This is a genomic window from Ralstonia sp. 110700041-2 (assembly GCF_056280165.1).
Map to the genome: position 1 here is coordinate 160,390 of NZ_JBSFAI010000010.1, position 23,006 is coordinate 183,395.

The window sequence follows — 23,006 nt, forward strand, 5'->3', positions numbered from 1 at the left end:
AAACACCTAGAGGCGACGGCCGACGTGCAGAGCCACGACACCTGCTGTCAGATTGAAATATTCGACCGAGTCCAATCCGGCCTGTTCCATCATCTGCTTGAGCGTTTCCTGATCCGGGTGCATGCGGATGGACTCCGCCAGGTAGCGATAGCTCTCGGGGTCGCCCGCCACTTTGCTGCCCAACCAAGGTAGCACCTTGAACGAGTACACGTCGTAGGCCTTCTCCAGTGGCTGCCACACCTTGGAGAACTCCAGCACCATGACCTTGCCCCCTGGCTTCACCACACGACGCATTTCAGCGAGCGCGCGATCCTTGTGCGTCATGTTGCGCAAGCCGAACGCCACTGTCACCACGTCGAAGTAAGCATTCGGAAAGGGAATGTGCTCGGCGTCGCACAGCGCAGTGGGAGTGAGTACGCCGGCATCGAGCAGCCGGTCACGGCCGACGCGCAGCATCGACTCGTTGATGTCGGTCAGCCATACCTCGCCGGTCGGACCTGCCTGGCGCGCGAAGGCCTTGGCCAGATCACCGGTCCCGCCGGCGATGTCGAGCACCTTGTAGCCCGGGCGCACTGCTGCCTGGGCAATGGTGAACATTTTCCACACGCGGTGCAGGCCGCCGGACATCAGGTCGTTCATCACGTCGTACTTGCTCGCGACGGAATGGAACACGCCGGCGACCTTGCCGGCCTTCTCCTGCTCATCGACCTGCTGGAATCCGAAGTGGGTTTGGCTCATGACAGAAAGGAATACGGATGCAGCGCACAGGCGCCGCGAAATGAATCGGGAATCAGTGGCTGTGGCCGCAGGCGTGGCCGGCGTTCTCTGCCATCGGAGCGTCGCGGTCGACGCCGGCAGCAGCCAGGCGATCGAGATAGGCCTGCCACAGCGCGCCGTGCTCAATGCCGAGGCGGTACAGGTAGGCCCAATCGAAGATGCCGGAATCGTGGCCGTCGGAGAACAGCGGCCGGATCGCGTAATTGCCCACCGGCTCGACGCCGACGATGCCCACCTCGCGCTTGCCGGTCTGCAGCACTTCCTGGCCGGGCCCATGCCCCTGCACTTCGGCCGACGGGGACAGCACGCGCAGGTATTCGAACGGCAGGCTGAACTGCTTGCCATCAGCAAAGGCGATCTGTAGCACACGCGATTGCGTGTGCACGGTGATGCCGGTGGGGTGCGGGGTGTCGGCGGAAAGTCCGGCCATGAAAACGTCTCGTCGAGTCAAAAACGGTGTTTTAGGAAGCCGCCAGCGCCATGTGCGCAGGCTCTTCCACCACCCGATAGCTTACCGCAGTCAACGGATCGCCCTCGGGGATGTAGCGCAGGCGGCGATGGTGGAATCGTGCCACGGTGCTGCGGTGCGCCACGCTGACGATGGTCACATCAGGCATCGATTCGAGCATCAGGCTGTACATGAAGGCCTCGGTGTCTTCGTCGAGCGCGCTGGTGGCCTCGTCGAGGAAGAGGTAATCGGGGCGCTGCAGCAACGCACGTGCAAAAGCGAGGCGCTGCTGCTCGCCCGGGGACAGGCGCAGGCTCCAGTTGCTGACCTCGTCCAGCAGATCAACCAGTGCCGGCAATCGGCATGCGTTCAGCACCTGGGTCAGACGCTCAGCGGTGTACTGGGTGGCCAAATCCGGATACGACAGCGCATCGGCCAGCGTGCCCGACGGCAGGTAGCTGCGCTGCGGCAGGAACAGTACGCGGGCATCGTCCGGCACCTCGATGCGGCCACTGCCATACGGCCAGATGCCGGCCACGGCGCGCACCAGCGTGCTTTTGCCGCAGCCCGACGGGCCGCTAACGAGTACGCGCTCACCGCGTGCGAGCGTCATGTCGAAGGGTTCGACCAGCAAGTCTTCGGGCTTGCGGTTCGGCAGGTTCAGCGCGAGGTCGCGGGCTTCGATGGCGGGTACGGCGGCGGTTTCGACCTCGACATCGCGCACGCCGGCGCGGTGCTCCTCTTCTCGCTCGGCGGCGCGGATGGCGCGCTGGAACTCGATCAGACGGTTGGTGGAAGCCTTCCACGTGACGAGCGTGCGGTAGTTCGTGACAAACCACGACATCGCATCCTGCACCTGCCCAAAGGCCGTGGCGACCTGCATCATTCCGCCAAGCGTGAGCGTGCCGCCAAAGTAGCGCGGCGCCGATACCAGAAAGGGAAAGATGATGGCGAACTGCGCATAGCCGGAGCTGGCGAAAGTCAGGCGCCGCGTGTAGTCCATCAACTGGTTCCAGTTGGTGCGGATGCGTTCGAAACGGCCGCGCAGGATGGCTTTTTCGGTCGGCTCGCCGCGGTACAGGGCAATGCTCTCGCTGTTCTCGCGCACGCGCACGAGCAGGAAACGGAAGTACGCCTCGTAACGTTCCTGCTGGAACGACAGCCCGATCAGCGGCCGCCCCACGAAGTGGATGATGACCGAGCCCACGATCGAGTACAGCAGCGCAAACCACACCATGTAGCCGGGAATCACGAAGTCGTGGCCGCCCAGGCTGAACGCCAGCGGCCCCGACACCGCCCAGAGGATGCCGAAGAACGACACCAGCGTCACAGCTGAATTCAGGAAACCCAGCGCCAAGGTGAGCGTCGCATCGGTGAAGTTGCGCAGGTCGTCGGCGATCCGTTGGTCGGGGTTGTCAGCGCTGTGCGTTTGTTCCAGGCGGTAGAACGCCTGCTTGCTGAGCCAGTCGTCGAGGAAGCTACCGGTGATCCACGTCCGCCACCGCATCTGCAGCATCATCGAGTAATACAACCGCATGATGGAGCCAAAGATCAGCAACGCGGCAATCCATGAAAAGCGGCCCAGTTGCGTCCAGAATTCGCCGTAGTTCTTCTGCTCGAGCGCATTGTAGAAAAGCCGGTTCCAGTCCGTGAACAGCACGTTCATGTAGACCAGAAACAGGTTCAGGGCGACCACCAATGCAAGCAGCCCCCAGGCCTTGTGGCGGTCTTCCGAAAACCAGTACGGGCGGATCAGCTGCCAGGTCTCCGAGAGATTCAGCCGTCCATGGTGAACGGTCAGTTCGGAGATGGAATCCTTGTGGGAATCCGGCGTAGCGGCGGTGCGCGGTGTCGTCATGGCGAGGGCGTTGGCGCAACAGAAAAGGAATCAGACGTCGTGCGCGCCACAGGGGTTCCGCACAGGACGCGGCGATGCATTATCAGGGTTCCCCGGCGCTACCGCCGACCGGGCTCACGCGTCGGCTAGCGCCGCTTGGAGTGCGTACGACAGCGCCGGCAGCTTGGCCGTGATCTCGGCCATGCGCTCGTTATCGGGCGCGCGCTGCTCGGGCCCCCACACGGCTTCTGGAAAATGCGTGTCCCACCGATAGCGCGGGATGACGTGCCAGTGCAGATGCGGCACGAAATTGCCGAAGCTGGCCAGGTTGATCTTGTCCGGGGCCAGTTCGGCGCGCAGCACACGCTCAACGCGGGCGACGAGTTCCATCAGCCAATGGCGATCGTTATCGGACAAATCGGTCTGTTCGGCCACGTGGTCGTTCCAGATGACACGGCAGAAACCCGGAAAGCGCGCGTGCTCGACCAGCACCACGCGCGCTTTGGCGTTACGCCAGACGGGCTCGCCGCCGTCCGCCTCGCATAGCGCGCAGCCGGGCGCCCGTTCGGTCATCGTCACACCAGAACCCGCTCGATGCCGCCGGCATTGGCCTGTGCAACGTAGTCCTGCAGCCAGGTCTCGCCGAGCACGTGACGCGCCATCTCGACCACGATGTAGTCAGCCTGCACCGAAACATCTTCGGTGTACCGCGACAGGCCCTGCAGACACGCCGGGCAGCTCGTGAGGATCTTTACGTCGCCGTTGAACGCCTCACCGCCCTGGCCGCTGGTCTGGCCAAGGCTACGCAGCTTGTCGGCCCCCTTCTGCATCTCCTCTTCCTTGCGGAAGCGGACCTGCGTGGAAATGTCGGGGCGCGAAATCGCCAGCGTGCCCGACTCGCCGCAGCAGCGATCGTTCTTCTCGATCGCGTGGGTCTGGCCATCCGCGCCGATGTTGCCGCCCATCAGCTGGTTGACCAGCTTGGTGGGGTCCATGGTCTTGATCGGGGTGTGGCAAGGGTCGTGGTACATGTACCGCGTGCCTTGCACACCGTCGATCTTCACGCCCTTCTCCAGCAGGTATTCGTGAATGTCGATGATCCGGCAACCCGGGAAGATCTTGTCGAATTCATACCCGGCCAGCTGGTCGTAGCAAGTGCCGCAGCTCACCACCACCGTCTTGATGTCGAGGTAGTTGAGCGTATTGGCCACGCGGTGGAACAGCACGCGGTTGTCAGTGACGATCTTCTCGGCCTTGTCGAACTGGCCGGTGCCGCGCTGCGGATAACCGCAGCACAGGTAGCCCGGCGGCAGCACCGTTTGCACGCCGGCGTGCCACAGCATTGCCTGCGTGGCCAGGCCCACCTGCGAGAACAAGCGCTCCGAGCCGCAACCCGGGAAGTAGAACACCGCCTCGCTATCTGGCGTGGTGGCCTTCGGGTTGCGGATGATCGGGACAATCTCGTTGTCTTCGATGTCCAGCAACGCGCGCGCGGTCTTCTTGGGCAGGTTGCCCGGCATCTTCTTGTTGATGAAGTGGATCACCTGCTCGCGCACCGGCGGCTTGCCCACCGTAGCGGGCGGACGTGCGGTCTGCTTCTTGGCGAATTTCTTCAGGATGTCGTTGCCCAGACGCTGCGCCTTATAGCCCCAGTCGAACATCACCTTGCGCGTGAAGTTGATGGTCTCCGGGTTAGTCGCGTTCAGGTAGAACATCGCCGCTGCGGTGCCGGGGTTGAACTTCTTCTGCCCCATCTTGCGCAGCAGGTTACGCATGTTCATCGATACATCGCCGAAGTCGATCTTGACCGGGCACGGCGTCACGCACTTGTGGCAGACCGTGCAGTGGTCGCCCACGTCGGCAAACTCTTCCCAGTGCTTGACCGACACGCCGCGGCGCGTCTGCTCTTCGTACAGGAAGGCCTCAATGAGCAGCGAGGTCGCAAGAATCTTGTTGCGCGGGCTGTACAGCAGGTTGGCGCGCGGCACGTGCGTGGCGCACACCGGCTTGCACTTGCCGCAGCGCAGGCAGTCCTTGATCGACTCCGAGATGGCGCCGATGTCGCTCTGCTGCATGATGATCGACTCGTGCCCCATCAGGCCGAACGACGGCGTATAGGCGTTGCGAAGGTCGGCGGCCAGGCCTTGCGGGTCATTGATGTCTCGCAGCAGCTTGCCCTTGTTGAAGCGGCCGTTCGGGTCGACGCGGCGCTTGTAGGCAGCAAAGTCGGCGATCTCTTCGTCGGTGAGGAATTCCAGCTTGGTGATGCCGATGCCGTGCTCGCCTGAAATCACGCCGTCCAGTGAACGCGCCAGCGTCATGATGCGGGCCACCGCTTTGTGGGCGTCCTGCAGCATGTCGTAATCATCCGAGTTGACGGGGATATTGGTGTGCACGTTGCCGTCGCCGGCGTGCATGTGCAGCGCGACGAACACGCGGCCGCGCAGCACTTTCTTGTGGATCGCCTGCGCCTCGTCGAGGATCGGCTTGAACTCGCCGCCGTTGAAGATTTTGCGCAGCTCGGCACGGATCTCCGCCTTCCACGACACGCGGATCGTCCGATCCTGCAGCAGGTGGAACAGGTTGGCGTCAGGCTGATTCACCAGACGGTCATCGATGGTCTGCGCGAGGTAGCCCAGGCCAACGCCGATGAGGCTCGCGCGCGCCGTGGTAACGGGCGTGTCCAGATGATCCAGCAGGTATTGCCAACGTGCACGCGTGGCACGCAGCAGTTGCTGCGCCTGTTGCACGCGGTCTTCCAGCAGTTCGGCGCTGGGGATCTCGTTGGCGTCGTCGGTGCGGCCCAGCGGCAGGTTGCTGCCGGCAAAGAAATCGAGCAGCGCGTCGGTCAGCTTGAGCTTGCTCTTGATCGAGAGCTCGATGTTGATGCGCTCGATGCCGTCGGTGTACTCGCCCATGCGATTGAGCGGAATCACCACGTCTTCATTGATCTTGAAGGCGTTGGTGTGCTTGGCAATCGCTGCCGTGCGCGAGCGGTCGAGCCAGAACTTCTTGCGTGCCTCGGGGCTTACGGCCACGAAACCTTCGCCGCTCTTGCCGTTGGCCAGGCGAATCACCTCCGACGTGGCGCGCGCCACGGCGTCATCGTCATCCCCGACGATGTCGCCGATCAGCACCATCTTCGGGAACGCGTTGCGCTTGCTCTTGGTGGCGTAGCCGACCGCCCGGAGGTAGCGCTCGTCCAGGTGTTCCAGGCCCGCGAGGATCGCGCCGCCGGGTTTCTTGGTCTCGGCGTCGAGGTAATCCTTGATCTCGACGATGCTCGGGATCGCGTCGCGTGCCTGGCCGAAGAACTCCAGGCACACGGTGCGGATCGACTTGGGCATGCGGTGCAGAATCCAGCGCGCGCTGGTGATGATGCCGTCGCAGCCTTCCTTCTGCACGCCGGGCAGGCCCGCCAGGAACTTGTCGGTGACGTCCTTGCCGAGGCCTTCCTTGCGGAACTTGCGGCCTTCGATGGTCAGCGTCTCGGTGCGCAGCAACTTGGCGCCGACCGGCGCGTTGCCGTCGAACCACTTCAGCTCGAAGGTGACAACCGGCGCATCGTGGATCTTGCCCAGGTTGTGATTGAGGCGCGTGACTTCGAGCCAGTTGCCGTCCGGGTCAACCATGCGCCACCAGGCGAGGTTGTCCAGCGCTGTGCCCCACAGCACCGCCTTCTTGCCGCCCGCGTTCATGGCAACGTTACCGCCGATACACGACGCGTCGATCGAAGTCGGGTCCACGGCGAAGACGAGGCCGGCCTTCTCCGCCGCATCCGCCACGCGACGCGTCACCACGCCGGCGCCCGAGTAGATGGTTGCCACGGGGTGGTCAACGCCCGGCAGGTCGGTCATCTCGACCGCATCCAGGCGCTCGAGCTTTTCCGTATTGATGACGGCCGAGAATGGCGTGAGCGGCACGGCGCCGCCGGTGTAGCCGGTGCCGCCTCCGCGCGGGATGATGGTCAGACCCAGCTCGAAGCAGCCCTTGACGATACCGGCGATCTCTTCTTCCGTATCGGGCGTGAGCACCACGAACGGATATTCGACCCGCCAGTCGGTGGCGTCGGTCACGTGCGACACGCGCGACAGGCCGTCGAACTTGATGTTGTCCTTGGCGGTGACGCGGCCGAGCACTTTCTGGGCGCGGCGGCGCAGGTCGTACACCTGAGCGAATTCTTCCTGGAACGCCTTGACGGCGCGACGGGCATGCACGACCAGTTGCTCGACCTTGCTGGCGCGCTCGTCACCCACGGGGTCGTGGTGCGAATCGTGGTCGGCCACGCGGCGCTTCTCGATCTCCGCCAGGCGGTGATTGAGTGCGTCGATCAGCATCTGCCGGCGCTTCGGGTTGTCGAGCAGGTCGTCCTGCAGATATGGGTTGCGGCGAACTACCCACACATCGCCCAGCACTTCGTACAGCATGCGTGCCGATCGGCCGGTGCGACGCTCGGCCCGCAGTTCGTCCAGAATCTGCCACGCAGACTCGCCCAGCAGACGGATGACGATTTCCCGATCCGAGAACGAGGTGTAGTTGTAGGGAATCTCGCGCAGCCGGGGCGCAGCGTCCTGCGCCGTGAGTTTGGCGTCGATCAGAAGTGGGGCATTCATGGCGTGCCGCTCGGGAGGGAGGGCGCGGCAAAGAGGGCTCAAGCCGCGCGGTCTTTAAAGGGCGATTGTACTGCAACGCGCGCCGTTGATGCGTCGCAGCAACGGTATCCCTGCCGATGATATGGGCGGCAAAACCATCGCGTTTTCAATGGCTTGCGAAAAGCGCAGGCCTGATCGAGTGCGCCGAACGCCACGCAAACGTCACATCATCACGCTCTTGATCCAGCCCAGGATGCCGTGCCAGAAGCCGTCGGGCAAGGTCATGAGCGCTGCTGTCATCGCCAGATAGCGCAGGAATTTGCCGATCGCCATGTACATGACGCTCGGCCAGAACTTCAGACGCAGCCAGCCGGCCAGCGTGCACAGCGGATCGCCGATGCCCGGCAGCCACGACACCAGCAGCGACACCGGCCCGATGCGGCGCATCCAGCGGAAGTACTTCTTGTCGAGCGGAGGTTCACGGTGGCGCTTGGGGTGCGGCACGTGCTGGGCGTGCTCGACGTTGTGCTGACGGCGGCGGCGCCCCAGGTGGTAGCGCACCAGCGCCAGCTTGGCCGCGTAGCCCATCCACCAGTCGACCACGCCGCCCAGCGTGTTGCCGAGCGTGGCGACAATGATGGCCGGCCAGAACATCTCCGGATTGAGCTTGATGTAAGCAAACACGGCGGGCTCTGAGCCCAGCGGCAAGAGCGTCGCCGAAATGAAACTGACGACGAAGATGGCGGGCAGCCCGACCTTTGGCAGGGCGAGCGTGGCAAAAAGCGTGTCGATCCACTGTTCCATGCGATCGATTGTAGAGTGCGAGCGGCCGCGGCGTCGCTTGGGGGCCGCCCTAGCCGGTCAGGCGAAGAACAGGTAGGCAACAAGCACGGCGCCGATCAGCCCGACCAGGTCGGCCCACAGCCCGCAGGCCAGCGCGTAACGCGTGTCCTTGATGCCGACGCTGCCGAAATACACGGCCAGCACGTAGAACGTGGTCTCGGTCGAGCCCTGGATGATGGCGGCCAGCTTGCCCTGGAAGGAATCGACGCCGTAGGTGGTCATCACGTCGACCATCAGGCCGCGCGCGCCGGCGCCCGACAGCGTCTTCATCAGCCCCACGGGCAGCGCCGGCACAAAGCGCGTGTCGATGCCGAGGTGCGTAAACAGGGCAGAAAGCCCTTGCATCAGGAAATCCATGCACCCTGCCGCGCGAAACACGGCGATGCCCACCAGCACCGCGACGAGGTACGGGACGATGCCGATGGCAACCTGGAAGCCGTCCTTGGCGCCATCGACGAAGGTCTCGTACACGTTGATGCGGCGAATGGCCCCGCAGACCAGGAACGCCACGACAATGGTCAGGATGGCGCCCGCGCCAATCAGGCCGATCCACGCGGCCATCTGCTGCGGCGGAAACTGGCGCAGCCACGCAAACAGCAACCCCATCGTCGCGACAAAGCCCCCGAAATACGCCAGCAGGGCAGGCTTGAACAGGTTGATCCGCTGATACCACGCCACCGCCGCGATGCCCGCGCAGAAGCCGATGAACGTGGACAGCAAGGTCGGCAGGAAGATGTCAGCCGCATTGAAACCGACCAGGCCCTGCTTGACGGCCATGGCCTGGCGGATGGCGATGACGGAGGTGGGCACCAGCGTCACCCCCGCTGTGTTGAGCACCACGAACATCAACTGCGCATCGCTGGCGCGTTGCGGCTGCGGATTGATCTGCTGCAGCTCGCGCATGGCCTGCAGGCCGAGCGGCGTGGCGGCGTTATCCAGCCCGAGCACGTTGGCCGACACGTTCATCATCATCGCGCCGTTGGCGGGGTGGCCGGCGGGCACGGAAGGAAACAGGTGCCGCATCAGCGGGTTCACGAGGCGCGCGAACAGATCGACCACGCCGGCGCGCTCGCCCACGCGCATGATGCCCAGCCACAGCGCCATCATGCCGGTCAGGCCGATCGCGATTTCGAAGCCGGTGCGCGCGGCATCGAACATGCCGGTCAGCATGCGGGAGAAGACTTCCATGTCGCCCTGCACCACCTGCACGCATGCGGTAACGAAGGCGACGAGGAAGAAGGCGAGCCAGACGAGATTCAGGGCCACGGGGGTTGCGCGTTGGGATCGGACAAGCCGGTCATTGTGCCTGCGGGGGCGTCTCGATCGGGTGGATCAGGTGGAAGTTGTCGTAGTCGACCGATGTGACGCCGCCCTCGTCGCGGATGAGGTCGGCATAGCGATGGTTCCAGCAGATCTCGTCGTGCCGCCAGGAATAGCGTGCCTGCACGGTCTGCGCGGCGGTCTCGTCGGCGCCCTCGATGGTCAGCAGCAGCAAGGCATCACCCGCCGCAAGCGATTCCGCGGTGGCGCCGTGCAGCGGGCTGGCTTCATCGATGACATGCATCATCACCCAGCCCAGCAGGAAGATCGGGTGCTCGCTGCGCTCAAGTTTCAGGTCGTGGATCTTGTAGATCGAGTAGCCCTCGGGCGAGACCTCGTCCTGCATCAGGCGCAGCCGGGCGGTGGCCTCGGCGATGACGTTCTGGCGCGCATTGGCGGCGCGCAGCATCAGCGTGGATTTGCCGTTGAGCGGCCGCACAACAACGTTGCGCGCAAACATGATCTTGGCGCGCGGGCGAGAGAAGCGGGCAAACACCAGGCCCGTCGCCATGGCAATGCCCGACATGCCGATGAAGATCTCCAGCGTGGCGATGACGTGGGCGTAGAGCGTTTGCGGGTGCATGTCGCCGTAGCCGACGGTGGCCAGGGTCTCGACGCTGAAGAAGAACGCCCCCACGAAACCCGGCGGCGACTGGTTCGCGATCGCGCCGTCGCCGAGCGAATACAGCCCCGCGAATACGGCATTGAGCGCCAGGAACAACGTGGCCAGCAGCGCAAAGAAGGTCGGCCAGTTGACCTCCAGCGCGTGGTGATAGAGGTCGCGCCAGCCCAGCGGCGGCATGCCGTAGGCGATGACGTGCTGCGTGCCGGACCAGACTTTGCGGCCCCGGCGCGCGCGCCCGGCACGCCCGGAGGAAGACGACGGGGTGTTCATGGAGGCCTCTCGCCGATGATGCGCCGTGCCCGCCCGGGTACGGCCGGGGCAGTGTACCGACCGGCACGCCAGTCCGGCAAGGCGGGCCAGGCGCCGCGTGATAGGCTTACGGGCTCTGTTCACGTCCAACCCGGTCCGCACCATGGCCATCGATTACCTCAAGAAAATCCTGACTGCGAAGGTCTATGACGTCGCGGTGGAAACCGAGCTGAAGTTCGCGCCCAACCTGTCAGTGCGCACCGGCAACCGCGTCTACCTCAAGCGCGAGGATGACCAGCCGGTGTTCTCGTTCAAGCTGCGCGGCGCCTACAACAAGATGGCCTCGCTCACGCCGGCCGAGCGCAAGCGCGGGGTAATTACGGCATCGGCGGGCAACCACGCGCAGGGCGTGGCGTTCAGCGCGGCGCGCATGGAATGCAAGGCGGTGATCTGCATGCCAGTGACGACGCCGCAGTTGAAGATTGACGGCGTGCGCTCGCGCGGCGGCGATTGGGTCGACGTTGTGCTGCACGGTGAAAGCTATTCCGACGCCTACAACCACGCCGCCGAGCTGCAGGAAAAACATGGCTACACCTTCGTTCACCCGTTCGACGATCCGGAAGTGATTGCCGGCCAGGGCACGATCGCCATGGAAATCCTGCGCCAACATCCGCAGCCGATCCATGCGATCTTTTGCTCGATCGGTGGCGGCGGGCTGATCTCGGGCATTGCGGCCTACGTGAAGGCCGTGCGACCGGACGTCAAGGTCATCGGCGTGCAGAGCGTGGATTCCGACGCGATGGCGCGCTCGGTGGCCGCCGGCAAGCGCGTCGAACTGAAGGAGGTGGGCCTGTTTGCGGACGGCACGGCGGTCAAGCTGGTGGGCAAGGAGACTTTCCGCCTCACGCGCGAACTCGTCGACGAGATCATCACCGTGGATACGGATGCCATCTGCGCGGCGCTCAAGGACGTGTTCCAGGACACGCGCAGCCTGCTGGAGCCGTCGGGCGCGCTGGCGCTGGCCGGCCTCAAGCAGTATGCCGAGACGCACAAGCTGAAGAACGAATCGCTCGTGGCCGTGGCCAGCGGCGCGAACATGAACTTCGATCGCCTGCGCTTCGTGGCCGAGCGCGCCGAAGTGGGCGAGGCCCGCGAAGCCGTGTTTGCCGTGACGATTCCGGAAGAGCGCGGCAGCTTCAAGCGCTTCTGCGAACTGGTCGGCTGGTCGCGCAACGTGACGGAGTTCAACTACCGCATTGCCAGCAAGGACGCCGCGCATATCTTCGTGGGCGTGCAAATTGCGTCGCGCGCAGAGGGCGACAAGATTGCCGAGAACTTCCGCAAGCACGGCTTCCCGACACTGGACCTGTCGAACGACGAACTGGCCAAGCAGCACATCCGCTACATGGTGGGTGGGCGTTCGCCGCTGGCAGAGAACGAGCATCTCTACCGCTTCGAGTTTCCTGAGCGGCCAGGCGCGCTGATGAAGTTCCTCTCGAGCATGAGCCCGAACTGGAACATCAGCCTGTTCCACTACCGTAACCAAGGCGCGGATTCGAGCAACATCCTCGTCGGCATCCAGGTACCGAAGAACGAGAAGCGCGAGTTCAAGGCGTTCCTCGCCACGCTGGGCTATACCTATTGGGACGAAAGCGAGAACCCCGTCTACAGCCTGTTTTTGTGATGAGCAACCAACCCGAACATTCGCCGCTGGGCAAGACGTCCGCCTACAAGACGGAGTACGACCCGCACCTGCTGTTTCCGATTCCGCGCCAGGGCAAGCGCGACGAGATCGGCCTCGCCGCCGGCACGCCGCTGCCCTTCTTCGGCGTGGACCTCTGGAACCTGTACGAGCTGTCGTGGCTGAACCTGCGCGGCAAGCCGCAGGTGGCGCTGGGCACCGTGATCGTGCCGGCGGATTCGCCCAACATCGTTGAATCGAAGTCGTTCAAGCTGTATCTGAATTCGTTCAACCAGACGAAGGTGGCGTCGCACGAGGCGCTGCAGCAGTTGATCCACCACGATCTGTCGGAAGCATGCGGCGCGCCGGTGCAGGTGCGCATCGTCACGCAGGAAGAGTTCGCGCGGCAGAAGATGGGCGAACTCGATGGCCTGGTGCTCGACCGCCTGGACATCGAAACAGATGTCTACCAGCCCACGCCCGAGCTGCTACATGCCGATGAGGAAGAAAGCCCGGTGGAAGAAACGCTGGTGTCGCACCTGCTGAAGTCCAACTGCCTGGTGACGGGCCAGCCGGACTGGGGCAGCGTGCAGATCCGCTACGTGGGCGCGCCGATCAACCAGGAAGCACTGCTGAAGTATCTGATCTCGTTCCGCGAACACAATGAATTTCACGAGCAGTGTGTGGAGCGGATCTTTACCGACATCCTGCGCCAGTGCCGCCCGGTCAAGCTGGCCGTGTATGCGCGCTACACACGTCGCGGCGGGCTGGACATCAATCCGTTCCGCACAAACTACAACACACCGTGGCCGGACAACTTGCGTAATGCACGTCAGTAAGCGCTGACGTTGGGCAAAACACGCAAGGCGCCTTCGGGCGCCTTTTTTCTTGCCTGAGCGATCCACCAAACGGGCATTTCGGCCTCGTCCGTTTTGTGGACGCCAGCGCCCTATCGTTTCCCGCCCGCTCGCCTATAGTGGTATCCGCAGTACGCCGCCCGGGGGAAATCGTGAAGGGCCCATCCCCTTTCGTGGACAGGGCGCTCTCGACGGGGACATTGCCATGAAGAACGCACCATGGGGGCCGCTTCGCGCGGTTGCGTGCGCATGCCTGCTGCTATGTGGCAGGTCGGCACTTGCACAGACCAACGAGCCGGTGGACGACAAGCCACCCAGCCTGGAAGCGCTGCAGCGCGAGCTTGTCGATACGCAGGCGCGCCTGCAGGAGCTCAAGCGCTCGATCCAGCAACAGGAAGCGCATCTGCGGCACATGCGGCGCGCGCTCGGCATGAGTGAGGGCCGACTCGACACCGTGCGCGGTGCCGGTGCTCCCGGCGCGGCCGGCGACGCCGTGGAACTCGCGCAGAACGACCAGCCCGGAACCACGCCTGTCGGCAAACCGCCGGAGCCTCCTGACCGGCCGCCACGCATCGCGCAGATTTTCGACGAGCCCAGCGCACTCACACCGCCGGGCAAGGTTGTTGTCGAGCCGTCATTTCAGATGGCGTATTCGTCGTCGGACCGCGTGGCGCTGGTGGGCTACACCATCATCCCCGCGCTGCTGATCGGGCTGATCGACGTACGGCAGGTGAAGACCACCACGCTGACCGGCACGGTGGCGATGCGCTACGGCCTCGCGCGGCGCTGGGAGCTGGAGGCGCGGGTGCCCTATGTCTACAGCAAGAGCGACACCGTCAGCCGCGAGCTGTTCACCGGCACGGCGACGGACAACGCCTTCAGCTCGCACGGACACGGCATCGGCGACGTGGAGCTGACTGCGCGCTACCAGATCAATGCAGGCGGGGTCGACAAGCCGTTCTACATCGGCTGGCTGCGCTTCAAGACGCGCACCGGCAAGGATCCGTTTGAAGTCACCACCGATTGCGTGACACGCTGTGTGAGCAATACCACGGGCACCGGCCTGCCTCTGCAACAGCCGACGGGCTCGGGCTTCTTCGCCGTACAGCCAGGGCTGACGTGGCTGTTCCCGACGGACCCGGCGGTTTTCTTCGGCAGCATCAGCTACCTGCACAACTTCGAGCGCAAGGACGTCAGTCTGAACCTGGTGGACGGCTCGAAGCAGTTCCTGGGCAACGTGAAGGCCGGCGACATCATCGGCCTGAACTTCGGCATGGGGCTGGCGCTGAACGAGAAGGCGTCGTTCTCTATCGGCTACGACCAGAGCATCATCGGGCCGACCACGCAAAACGGCCAGCGCGTGCCGGGTTCTGTGCGCACGATTCTCGGCACCTTGCTGGTCGGCTATTCGTACCGGCTCTCACCCAAGATGGCGCTGAACCTGTCGGTGGGTGCGGGCCTGACGCGTGACACGCCGGACCTGACCGTCACGCTGCGCCTGCCGATCCAGTTCTAGCTCAGTGCAGCATGGTGACGACGTTGGCCAACGCGCCTTGCAGCACGTTGGAGAGATTCATCTGACGGAACTGCGGCAAGCTGTTGACCGCCGCATTGATGGTCGTCACCGCCTGCAGCGTCTGGTTGTTCAGGCTGTTCTGGATGACCGTGGCTGCCGCTGCCCCCCCCGTCGCCAAATCGGGCGGAGCGACATTGTTTGGACCGTTCTGCACGATGTTGACCGTATTGACCACCGAGGCCAGTTGCTGCGCCTGCGTGGTCGTCATGCGTGCCACATCGGGAATATTGACCGATGCACTCGCCACCAGGTCGCCGTTGATGAAGACCGCACGGTCGATGCCGAACGAAATGCGCAACCCCGCGAGCGAGGGCACATCAAACCCGCCGCGCATGTCGTCGAGCTTGTCTTCGGACACGGCCTGCCAGGCATGGACCGGATTGTTGTCCATGCCGCCCATGCCGGCCGCACACGCATGCCCGGCCGCAGCCAGCGCGAACCATCCAGCGGCCCACGCCACCTTGCCAAACCGCTTCATGATGCCCTCCTGCCCGACTACCGGAATGTCACGCGCCAACGATGCTCAGAAGTCGGACGGACCATGCTTGGGAACGACGATGTTTCCCAGGCCGCTGCGGTCCATGCCTTCCTCCAGCGGTGCACGCGGTGCCACGCGCCAATCCGATGAGGCGTTGAACGTCGCCCCCGCCTCGCGGTTATGGACAACGAACAGCAAATGGTTGTCCCACATGCTCTCGAAACTCGCACGCGGAATCGCACGCGTGCCCATGGCCGGATCGCCCACCAGCACACGCCCTTCCTGTACGCCCTTGACCACCACAAAGTGGTGATAGCCGTTCTCGGTCAACAACACGATGGCCGGCAGGTGGGCGTCCTTCAATGCATCCAGCGGCTGCTCGAAACCATCGGCCTCAAAGCCCAGAGATGCCAGATAGCGTTTGATGTCGAGCAGCGAAAAACCTTCTCGCCGGATCTTCTCCTGGTTGCCATGCTCGTACATGGCCTGGAACACGGTCTGCTCGCTCACCGGATAGCCGTACTGATATGTGAGCAGTGTCGCCACCGCAGCGGACCCGCAACTGAAGTCGAAACGCTGATGCACGGTACGCAGATAGCGCGCGGCCTTCATGCTCGTCACCGGCGTGGCATACGTGCCGCCGCCCGTGCCGAGCATGTCGATCGTGCCCGCCAACGCGGGCCCGCAAATCAGTGCCACCAGCACTGCTCCGAACGTCTTGCGCATCATTCCGCCCTTCTCAAGCTCAAGGCCGGAACTGCACGTTGACAATGGTGGCGTTCTGGATCAGCACGTTCGCTCCGCTGTTCTGGATGACCGTGGGGATCCCGCTGGCATTGGCAAACGAGCCGTCGCGCACGATGTTCGACCCCGTCGCCACGTTAATGGCGGCGTTGTCGCTCACCGTGCCCGACAGGCGCGCTTCATTGACGGTCTGGTAGAGATCCTGCGTGCCGCCGCGATAGCTGTCGAGCCGATCTGCGCCCACCGCATGACCGAGCCCAGGCACCGACATGGCCGCGGCGGCCGGGGGACGCACCGCTTCCGTGCTGGCCACCTGCGCACCGTCTGCAATTGGCGCATCGTTCGCTGCCATTGCTGCTGCCGCCGGCCACGCCACCAGGCCGCACGCCAACCACCATGCTGCCCACCCTGCTGTGGTTCTTCTGTCGGATCGCATCAAACGTCTCCTATACGCTCCAACTGCGGGCCGGACCACGGATGCAGTCCGGCCCCATCCACCGTCATGCGCTGAGCATCATCGCTCGCGCAGCGGCACTTCCCCGCTCATGCCCGATACCGGGCTACTTGCCCACGTTCAGGTTGGCCTGCACGTTGATGCTTTGCTGGATGAGGGAAGCGAAGCCGCTGTTCTGGCTCGCCACCATCACACCAGCTGCGGATTGACCGACGCTGGTCATGGCGTTGGACATGTTGAACGTGCCTGCGTCCACCATGACCGTGCCGCCTGCACCGCCGGTGCCACCCACCGCACCATTGCCGACGCCACCATTGCCGACACCGCCTGCACCACCAGCCGCACCCACGGCGCCAACGGCACCATTGCCTGCCGTGGACGATGCTGCGCCGTTGGTCGCGCTGCCGTTCGTGGAAGTACCGCCTGCACCGCCAGTACCGGCCACGTTGGTAGCGGCCCCACCTGCCGCGCCTGCACCACCTGTGCTGGTGCCGGTGGCCGTGCTCGTTCCAGTGCCTGCGCCACCAGACGCGGTAGAGCTGCCACTGGTGCCGGTGCCGCCGGCCGCGCCGTTTCCGCCGGCCGCGGCTGCTGCGCCACCCGTTGCTGAGCCTGAGCCATGATGGTGATTGGCGTCACCGCCATTGGAGCCACCGGCACCGCCGCCGCTGCCTCCAGCGCCGCCGCCCGCTGCACTGGCGCTGCCTGCCAAGCCACCCAGGCCCGCGCCCAGGCTCGCCGACAGCGTGCCGGAACTGCCGCCGCTACCGCCACTACCTGCGTTGCCTGCAGCGCCACCGCCATTACCGCCATTGCCGGCCGTCGCGCCACCGTTGGTTGCACTGCCGTGCGTCACGCTGCCCGAGCTGCCACCCGCGCCGCCGCCGCCGCCTGCGCCGCCAGCGCCACCGTTGCCGCCCGCACCTGCGCCGCCATAGCCGTACCCGCCACGCCCGCCGGCGCCGCCGTTGGCCGAGCCTCCGTTATTGGTGGCGACGTTCCCGATCCCCGAAATGCTGAGGTTGGTGACCGTGCCCTCCAGTTTGGAGATGGCAATCGCCTTGCTCGTGTTGAAGGAGTTGGTGAAGGTCGCAGTCGACACACCGCCGTTATTGCTGGCTGCAGTGCCGTAGCCTGTGGCGCTGGCTGTACCGCTGTTGTCGCGGTTGCTGCCTTGGCTTGAGTTGTTGTGTTGGTTCGAATTGTCCGTTGCTGTGGTCGTTGTCGTGGTGTCTGTGTCAGTACTGGTTCTGTTGATGGTTGATGTGGTGGTTTGGGTCTTGTCACCCGCGCCGGACGCCGTATTGCCGATATCAGCCAATGCAACGCCAGAGACCCCCAATCCCATGGCGATCGCGGTGGCCAGTAAGGTCTTCTTCATAACGCACTCCATAAAGGTGAGAGGGACGGCTGAAACGCAGCCAGTAGGGCTGGTGCGCTCTGCCTGTGGGAAAAACATGACCCACCCCGGGGCGGCTCGTTTGCATAATCGGTGCCAACTTCCGGGCACGCTTTACACGGCTGTTCTAAGTGATTGAAAACGCAAAAGATTCACCGACACCCACGTGCAGAGGTGCACGCACTGCCGCGCAATCGTGTCGGGACGTGAATTTGTGGAGGCCCGTTTCCGCCCTTTCGGTTGCAGCGCTGATACACCGCCATGTCGCGCATGACGGCCACGGCCTGCATGGCCTTCGCGCGAAGACGCTGTCGGCACACGCGCATGCGCACGGCCAGGGTGTTTAAGACGAACGATTGGCCGGGTGTTTCAGGCGCGAAACATCGGCGCATCGGCGCTCACATTGCGTGAGCGGTGGGTCACCGGCAGGAGAGCATCCCGTGGCGCACGTCGGGTCAGGTGGCGCGTCCCATTGATGTGCGCACCGCAAGCGCGCGATCCTATGTGGACGGTTGGCTGCGAGTGCCTCCTATCAGCAAGACGCACGCGGGAGACGCGTCTCAGTTTCCACCTCGGGCGTTGCCCAGGCAGGCGAACAAAACCGCGCGCGGCAAGCATCGTCATGGCAATAACAAACCGCGCGCAACCCGTTCGCATTTCAACCGCGATACCGCAAGCTCAGTTCAGGCCGTGGCGGCCACCGTCAGCTTGAGTTCTTCGATCATGCGGTCGCGCATGACGAACTTCTGCACCTTTCCCGTCACCGTCATCGGCATCTCGGTGACGAAGCGGATGTAGCGCGGAATCTTGTAGTGCGCGATCTGGCCCTGGCAGAACGTGCGGATCTCCTCTTCCGTGGCCTGCTGGCCGGGCTTGAGCACGATCCACGCGCAAACCTCTTCGCCATACTTTGGGTCGGGCACGCCAAACACGTTGACGGCCTGCACCTTCGGATGCCGGAAGAGGAACTCTTCGATCTCGCGCGGGTAGACGTTCTCGCCACCGCGGATGAGCATGTCCTTCACGCGGCCGACGATGTTGCAGTAGCCCTCGGCATCGAACGTTGCCAGATCGCCCGTGCGCATCCAGCCGTCGTGGATGGACTCGGCGGTCTTGGCTTCGTCGTCCCAGTAGCCGAGCATGACTGAATAGCCCTTGGTGCACAGCTCGCCCTTCTCACCCACGGGCACCACCTCTCCCGCGCCATCCACCAGCTTGACCTGCAGATGCGGCTGGATGCGGCCGACGGTGGTAACGCGCTTGTCGAGCGGGTCCGTCACCGCGCTTTGGAAAGACACGGGGCTCGTCTCTGTCATGCCGTACGCGATGGTGACTTCGCGCAGATTCAATTCCGACACGACGCGCTTCATCACCTCGATGGGACACGGCGAGCCGGCCATGATGCCGCCGCGCAGTGTCGATACGTCAAAGCTCTTGAAGTCCGGATGATCGAGCTGCGCAATGAACATCGTCGGCACGCCGTGCAGTTGCGTGCAGCGCTCCTCCGCCACCGTGCGCAGCGTGGCCAGCGGGTCGAACGCTTCGCCCGGAAACACCATGCATGCGCCGGTCGCCGTGCAGGTCAGCACCGACATGACCATGCCGAAGCAGTGATACAGCGGCACGGGAATGCACAGTCGATCACCCTCTTGCAGGTTCATCGCCATGGCAACGAAGCGCGCGTTGTTGACGACGTTCACATGCGTCAGCGTGGCGCCCTTGGGCGCGCCGGTCGTGCCGCTGGTGAACTGGATGTTGATGGCGTCGTCGGGCGACAGCGTGGCCGTGATGGCATCCAGCGCATCAACGGGTACGCTTTTTCCACGCGCAACAACGTCGGCAAAGTTGAGCATGCCAGGCGTGCCGGCCTCGCCCATCCGGATGACCCAGCGCAGGGCCGGCAGCTTGGCCGCGTTCAGCGCGCCCGGCTGCGCGGTCGCCAGTTCGGGCGCGAGTGTCTGCAGCATCTCCAGATAGCGCGATGTCTTGAAGGCCTCGGCCGCCACGATGGCCTTGCAGCCGACCTTGTTGAGCGCGTATTCCAGTTCCGACAGCCGATATGCCGGGTTGATGTTGACGAGGATGAGCCCCAGGCGCGCAGTTGCGAACTGCGTGAGCACCCATTCGACGCGGTTGGGCGACCAGATGCCGATGCGGTCGCCGCGTTCGAACCCCAGTGCGTGCAGGCCCGCGGCCAGCGCATCGACCTGTTCAGCAAAGGTACGCCACGTCCAGCGCACGTTCTGCTCGCGGAACACAACCGCCTCGTCGTCAGGGCAGCGGCGCACCGTTTCCGCCAGTAACGCCGAGACTGTCACGTGCGCCAGCGGCACCGCTGTATCGCCCACCACATATGACGCACCGTTGCGCGGTCGCGCGTCGAAAACCTCACCAGCCATGGATGTCTCCTCCAATCAACGTTGGCCTTTTTGGGGCCTTGTTCTGAATGATTTGTAGCCACTGCATTGATCGCAATTTGACGCAGCTTGACGCATTTGGCAATCCGTTCTCAGACGAACAATGATGCGGAACAATTGCTGCACTGCAGCAGCAAAAATCGGCGGGCATCCTCATCAACGCGCTAACATGCCGGCCTGATGTTTTGCGCTTTCTTGCACGTAGGGAATGACGATGATCGTAGTGGTAATGGGTGTTTCGGGTTGCGGCAAATCCACGGTGGGCCAGAAGATTGCCGAGCGGCTGGGCTGCGCTTTCCGTGATGGCGACGAGTTTCACTCCGAGGCCAACCGCGCCAAGATGCACGCAGGTATCCCCCTGAACGACGATGACCGCAAACCCTGGCTCGAATCCATCCGCGCCTACATGGACGAGAAGACGAGCAGTGGGCAGTCGCTGGTGGTGGCCTGCTCCGCTCTCAAGCAGCGCTACCGCGACGTGCTGCGCGGCGCCGCCGGCAACGCCGAATTCGTCTACCTGAAGGGCGACTTCGATCTGCTGCAAGGCCGACTGGCCGCCCGGAAAGACCACTTCTTCAATCCGAGCCTCCTACGCAGCCAGTTCGACGCGCTGGAAGAGCCGACCGACGCCGTCATCGTCGACATCGCGCTGCCGCCCGAAGCTATCGTCGACGAGGCTGTCGCCCAACTGCAGGCACGCGCCGCGCACCGTCCGGCCGCCTGAACTCGCACGCGTCCAGGCGCTAGCTGCGCGTGAGTTGCTGCAACACGGCCTGCACCTCGCCGTTGCACACGCGGCTCATACGCTCCCGCTCACGCGGCGTATCGATCTGCTCGTGCGCCTGCAAGCCCAGTTCGATCAGCGATTGCGCACGCGGCAGCCAATGGCGCGTGAGCGCTGCTTGCAAATCAGCCGCAATGCGGTCCGGATCTCCAAAATAGAGCCGGCCGCCGTATTCGCTCTCGATCTCCTTGCGGATCACCTCGGCGGCGTGCGGCAGCACCGCTCGGTTGACGGCCACATGCCGCAACTCGTGCTCGCGGATGGCGGTGTGCGCGCACGTGCCCGGCGCAAATTCCCGCGCCACCGTCACCCGAAAATTATTCAGCACCAACTCCACCGAGATGGAAGGCCGCAGGCAGGTCGTTGGCGGCTGCGTGGCGATGGCCATGTAGCGGCTGTTGACGTCGAACCGTGCGACCAGCGTCGCGTACGTTTTGCCCAGTACGCGGGCTGATCGGTCATACGGCGGCGCCTCGGCAGTGAGTTGATCGACCGAACGGTCGTTGGAGAAGGACAGCGGCGTTTCGGTGGCACGCACCTCCACGCGCATCGGCCCGAGCGCCTGATCGCAGGCCTTGAGCCAGTGCGACTTGTTGGCATTGAGTACGGGGGCGCCTGCCGAGCCCGTCGCGGCCGCGACGTTTTCGATCGGCGCGAAGCGCACATCGGCCAGCCTCAGCCGATGCAGCCGACTCCAATGCCAGGCGCCGGCCACCACGGCCAGCACCACACCCAATACCACCACCCGACGCATGCTGGGCTCCCCGTTTGCGCATCCCGACCGGGCTACGCAGGGGCGCCGCCGGCTGGGTCAGGCCGGTGTCAGTTCCACCGGTTCTCGGTTCTTGTGCTGGGCGGCAACCAGTCGCCTGATCTGCTCGCCCGATCGTTTGAGCGCTACGCGCGCCTCTGGAAGGAAAGGATAGAAGATCGGCCACACGTGAGGAAGCCGCCGCCCCATTTCTACCGATACGGATACCCCGGCCGCCCGCGCCCGCTCGGCCATTCGGAGGGTATCGTCGCGCAGCACTTCGCTGGTGCTGACATAGCAGTGCAGTGTGGGCAGGCCCGTGAAATCGGCATACAGCGGCGAGGCGAGCGGATGGTCGGCCGGTGCGCCCGAATCGCCCAGGTACAACGCCGCACCATGCGCCATCCACGCGCCGCGAAACATCACGTCGGATTCATCGTTGTCGATCAGGCTCTGGCCGGTGGCGGCAAGATCCGTCCACGGCGAATACAGCACCGCGCCCGCCGGCAGCGGGTCTGCCGCATCACGCAAGGCCACCAGCAGCGCCAACGCCAGCCCGCCGCCCGCGGAATCGCCGGCCACCACAATGCGCGAGGGCGACACGCCCTGCGTCACCAGCGTGCGATACGTGAAGAGCGCATCTTCCACCGGCGCAGGAAACGGATGCTCGGGTGCCAACCGGTAGTCCGGCACGCACACCCGCGCCCGGGCATGCGTGGCGAGGCCAATGGTGATCGGGCGATGTGTGCGCGGGCTGCAGAAGAAATAGCCGCCGCCATGCAGATAAAGCACGACCGGCGCGTCGTCATGCAGGTCCGGATCGGCGGGTTCAATCCATTCGCCGGTGAGGCCATCGCCGTTGACACCATCGGCCGGGACGATACGCCAATCCGGCGGCAGCTCCACCGGCGAAGGCATCTTGCGCTTCTCGGCATGCAGGCGTGTGGCGATCGGGTCGAAGGGCTCCCGCTCGGTCGGCTTCTTGATCTGGTTGCGCACCATCCTAGAGACGACCCAGTTCTGCCAGCTCATCGCGCAACCCTCCGCTGCAAAGTCTCAGCCTAGCGAGGAAGCGCTACCCAGACAATCGGTTCGCACCCTGTTTGAACGGCGAGTGTCCCCATCGGGCAACGCCGTCTGCGAAACCGCAGCATCAAGCCTACTCAAGGCATCG

Annotated in this window: 19 protein-coding genes; 4 read left to right on the forward strand and 15 right to left on the reverse strand. The window is 64.3% G+C overall.

Annotated features, from left to right (window positions below):
• Window positions 1-6 precede the first annotated feature (6 nt).
• From ubiE to ACUXH0_RS16450, 8 genes are all read right to left on the reverse strand, one after another.
• A complete protein-coding gene (gene ubiE, locus ACUXH0_RS16415; protein ID WP_004633265.1) occupies window positions 7-738 on the reverse strand; it encodes a bifunctional demethylmenaquinone methyltransferase/2-methoxy-6-polyprenyl-1,4-benzoquinol methylase UbiE in 732 nt (243 codons plus the stop codon).
• A gap of 52 nt (window positions 739-790) precedes the next feature.
• Window positions 791-1,207, reverse strand: coding sequence for a gamma-butyrobetaine hydroxylase family protein (locus tag ACUXH0_RS16420; RefSeq protein ID WP_004633267.1), 417 nt, complete (start codon window positions 1,205-1,207; stop codon window positions 791-793).
• A gap of 31 nt (window positions 1,208-1,238) precedes the next feature.
• Window positions 1,239-3,083 (reverse strand): ABC transporter ATP-binding protein/permease, encoded by a 1,845-nt coding sequence (locus ACUXH0_RS16425; protein ID WP_182594217.1) that lies wholly within the window; start codon window positions 3,081-3,083, stop codon window positions 1,239-1,241.
• Between the two features lie 114 nt (window positions 3,084-3,197).
• Window positions 3,198-3,635 carry an HIT family protein gene (locus ACUXH0_RS16430; RefSeq protein WP_024973655.1) on the reverse strand — a complete coding sequence of 146 codons (438 nt, stop codon included), beginning with the start codon at window positions 3,633-3,635 and terminating at the stop codon, window positions 3,198-3,200.
• A 2-nt stretch (window positions 3,636-3,637) separates the two neighbouring features.
• On the reverse strand, window positions 3,638-7,675 hold the full coding sequence (locus tag ACUXH0_RS16435; protein ID WP_004633273.1) for a DUF3683 domain-containing protein: 4,038 nt from the start codon (window positions 7,673-7,675) through the stop codon (window positions 3,638-3,640).
• A 201-nt stretch (window positions 7,676-7,876) separates the two neighbouring features.
• On the reverse strand, window positions 7,877-8,458 hold the full coding sequence (locus tag ACUXH0_RS16440; RefSeq protein ID WP_182594218.1) for a YqaA family protein: 582 nt from the start codon (window positions 8,456-8,458) through the stop codon (window positions 7,877-7,879).
• A gap of 57 nt (window positions 8,459-8,515) precedes the next feature.
• Window positions 8,516-9,763: a nucleoside recognition domain-containing protein gene (locus ACUXH0_RS16445; RefSeq protein WP_137910777.1), complete on the reverse strand. Its 1,248-nt coding sequence runs from the start codon at window positions 9,761-9,763 to the stop codon at window positions 8,516-8,518.
• Window positions 9,764-9,794: 31 nt separating this feature from the next.
• Window positions 9,795-10,712 carry an ion channel gene (locus ACUXH0_RS16450; protein WP_182594219.1) on the reverse strand — a complete coding sequence of 306 codons (918 nt, stop codon included), beginning with the start codon at window positions 10,710-10,712 and terminating at the stop codon, window positions 9,795-9,797.
• Between the two features lie 142 nt (window positions 10,713-10,854).
• Between ACUXH0_RS16450 and ilvA the strand changes: the two genes are divergently transcribed.
• The 3 genes from ilvA (at window position 10,855) to ACUXH0_RS16465 (ending at window position 14,745) form a co-directional block, all read left to right on the forward strand.
• Window positions 10,855-12,375: a threonine ammonia-lyase, biosynthetic gene (ilvA, locus tag ACUXH0_RS16455; protein WP_182594220.1), complete on the forward strand. Its 1,521-nt coding sequence runs from the start codon at window positions 10,855-10,857 to the stop codon at window positions 12,373-12,375.
• The gene (gene queF / locus ACUXH0_RS16460) at window positions 12,375-13,211 is read left to right on the forward strand and encodes an NADPH-dependent 7-cyano-7-deazaguanine reductase QueF (RefSeq protein WP_137910776.1); all 837 of its coding nucleotides are present in this window, start codon (window positions 12,375-12,377) and stop codon (window positions 13,209-13,211) included. The genes ilvA and queF overlap by 1 nt, the downstream gene beginning before the upstream one ends.
• A gap of 223 nt (window positions 13,212-13,434) precedes the next feature.
• A complete protein-coding gene (locus ACUXH0_RS16465; protein WP_009239144.1) occupies window positions 13,435-14,745 on the forward strand; it encodes a transporter in 1,311 nt (436 codons plus the stop codon).
• Between the two features lies 1 nt (window position 14,746).
• Here the strand turns inward: ACUXH0_RS16465 and ACUXH0_RS16470 are convergent, their stop codons facing one another.
• The 5 genes from ACUXH0_RS16470 to ACUXH0_RS16490 form a co-directional block, all read right to left on the reverse strand.
• Window positions 14,747-15,283 (reverse strand): hypothetical protein, encoded by a 537-nt coding sequence (locus ACUXH0_RS16470; protein ID WP_182594221.1) that lies wholly within the window; start codon window positions 15,281-15,283, stop codon window positions 14,747-14,749.
• A 45-nt stretch (window positions 15,284-15,328) separates the two neighbouring features.
• Window positions 15,329-16,012 (reverse strand): C39 family peptidase, encoded by a 684-nt coding sequence (locus ACUXH0_RS16475; protein WP_137910775.1) that lies wholly within the window; start codon window positions 16,010-16,012, stop codon window positions 15,329-15,331.
• A 16-nt stretch (window positions 16,013-16,028) separates the two neighbouring features.
• Window positions 16,029-16,463, reverse strand: a complete 435-nt coding sequence (locus ACUXH0_RS16480; protein WP_004633293.1) for a hypothetical protein — start codon at window positions 16,461-16,463, stop codon at window positions 16,029-16,031.
• Window positions 16,464-16,587: 124 nt separating this feature from the next.
• Window positions 16,588-17,862, reverse strand: coding sequence for a hypothetical protein (locus ACUXH0_RS16485; protein WP_004633295.1), 1,275 nt, complete (start codon window positions 17,860-17,862; stop codon window positions 16,588-16,590).
• A 701-nt stretch (window positions 17,863-18,563) separates the two neighbouring features.
• On the reverse strand, window positions 18,564-20,279 hold the full coding sequence (locus ACUXH0_RS16490; protein WP_024973659.1) for an AMP-binding protein: 1,716 nt from the start codon (window positions 20,277-20,279) through the stop codon (window positions 18,564-18,566).
• Between the two features lie 232 nt (window positions 20,280-20,511).
• Here ACUXH0_RS16490 and ACUXH0_RS16495 point away from each other — a divergent pair, with 232 nt between their 5' ends.
• Window positions 20,512-21,021 (forward strand): gluconokinase, encoded by a 510-nt coding sequence (locus ACUXH0_RS16495; RefSeq protein ID WP_004633299.1) that lies wholly within the window; start codon window positions 20,512-20,514, stop codon window positions 21,019-21,021.
• Between the two features lie 19 nt (window positions 21,022-21,040).
• Here ACUXH0_RS16495 and ACUXH0_RS16500 read toward each other — a convergent pair whose 3' ends face one another.
• Both ACUXH0_RS16500 and ACUXH0_RS16505 read right to left on the reverse strand, forming a co-directional pair.
• On the reverse strand, window positions 21,041-21,835 hold the full coding sequence (locus ACUXH0_RS16500) for a hypothetical protein (RefSeq protein ID WP_137910774.1): 795 nt from the start codon (window positions 21,833-21,835) through the stop codon (window positions 21,041-21,043).
• A gap of 57 nt (window positions 21,836-21,892) precedes the next feature.
• Window positions 21,893-22,864, reverse strand: coding sequence for an alpha/beta hydrolase (locus ACUXH0_RS16505; protein ID WP_009239148.1), 972 nt, complete (start codon window positions 22,862-22,864; stop codon window positions 21,893-21,895).
• Window positions 22,865-23,006 lie beyond the last annotated feature (142 nt).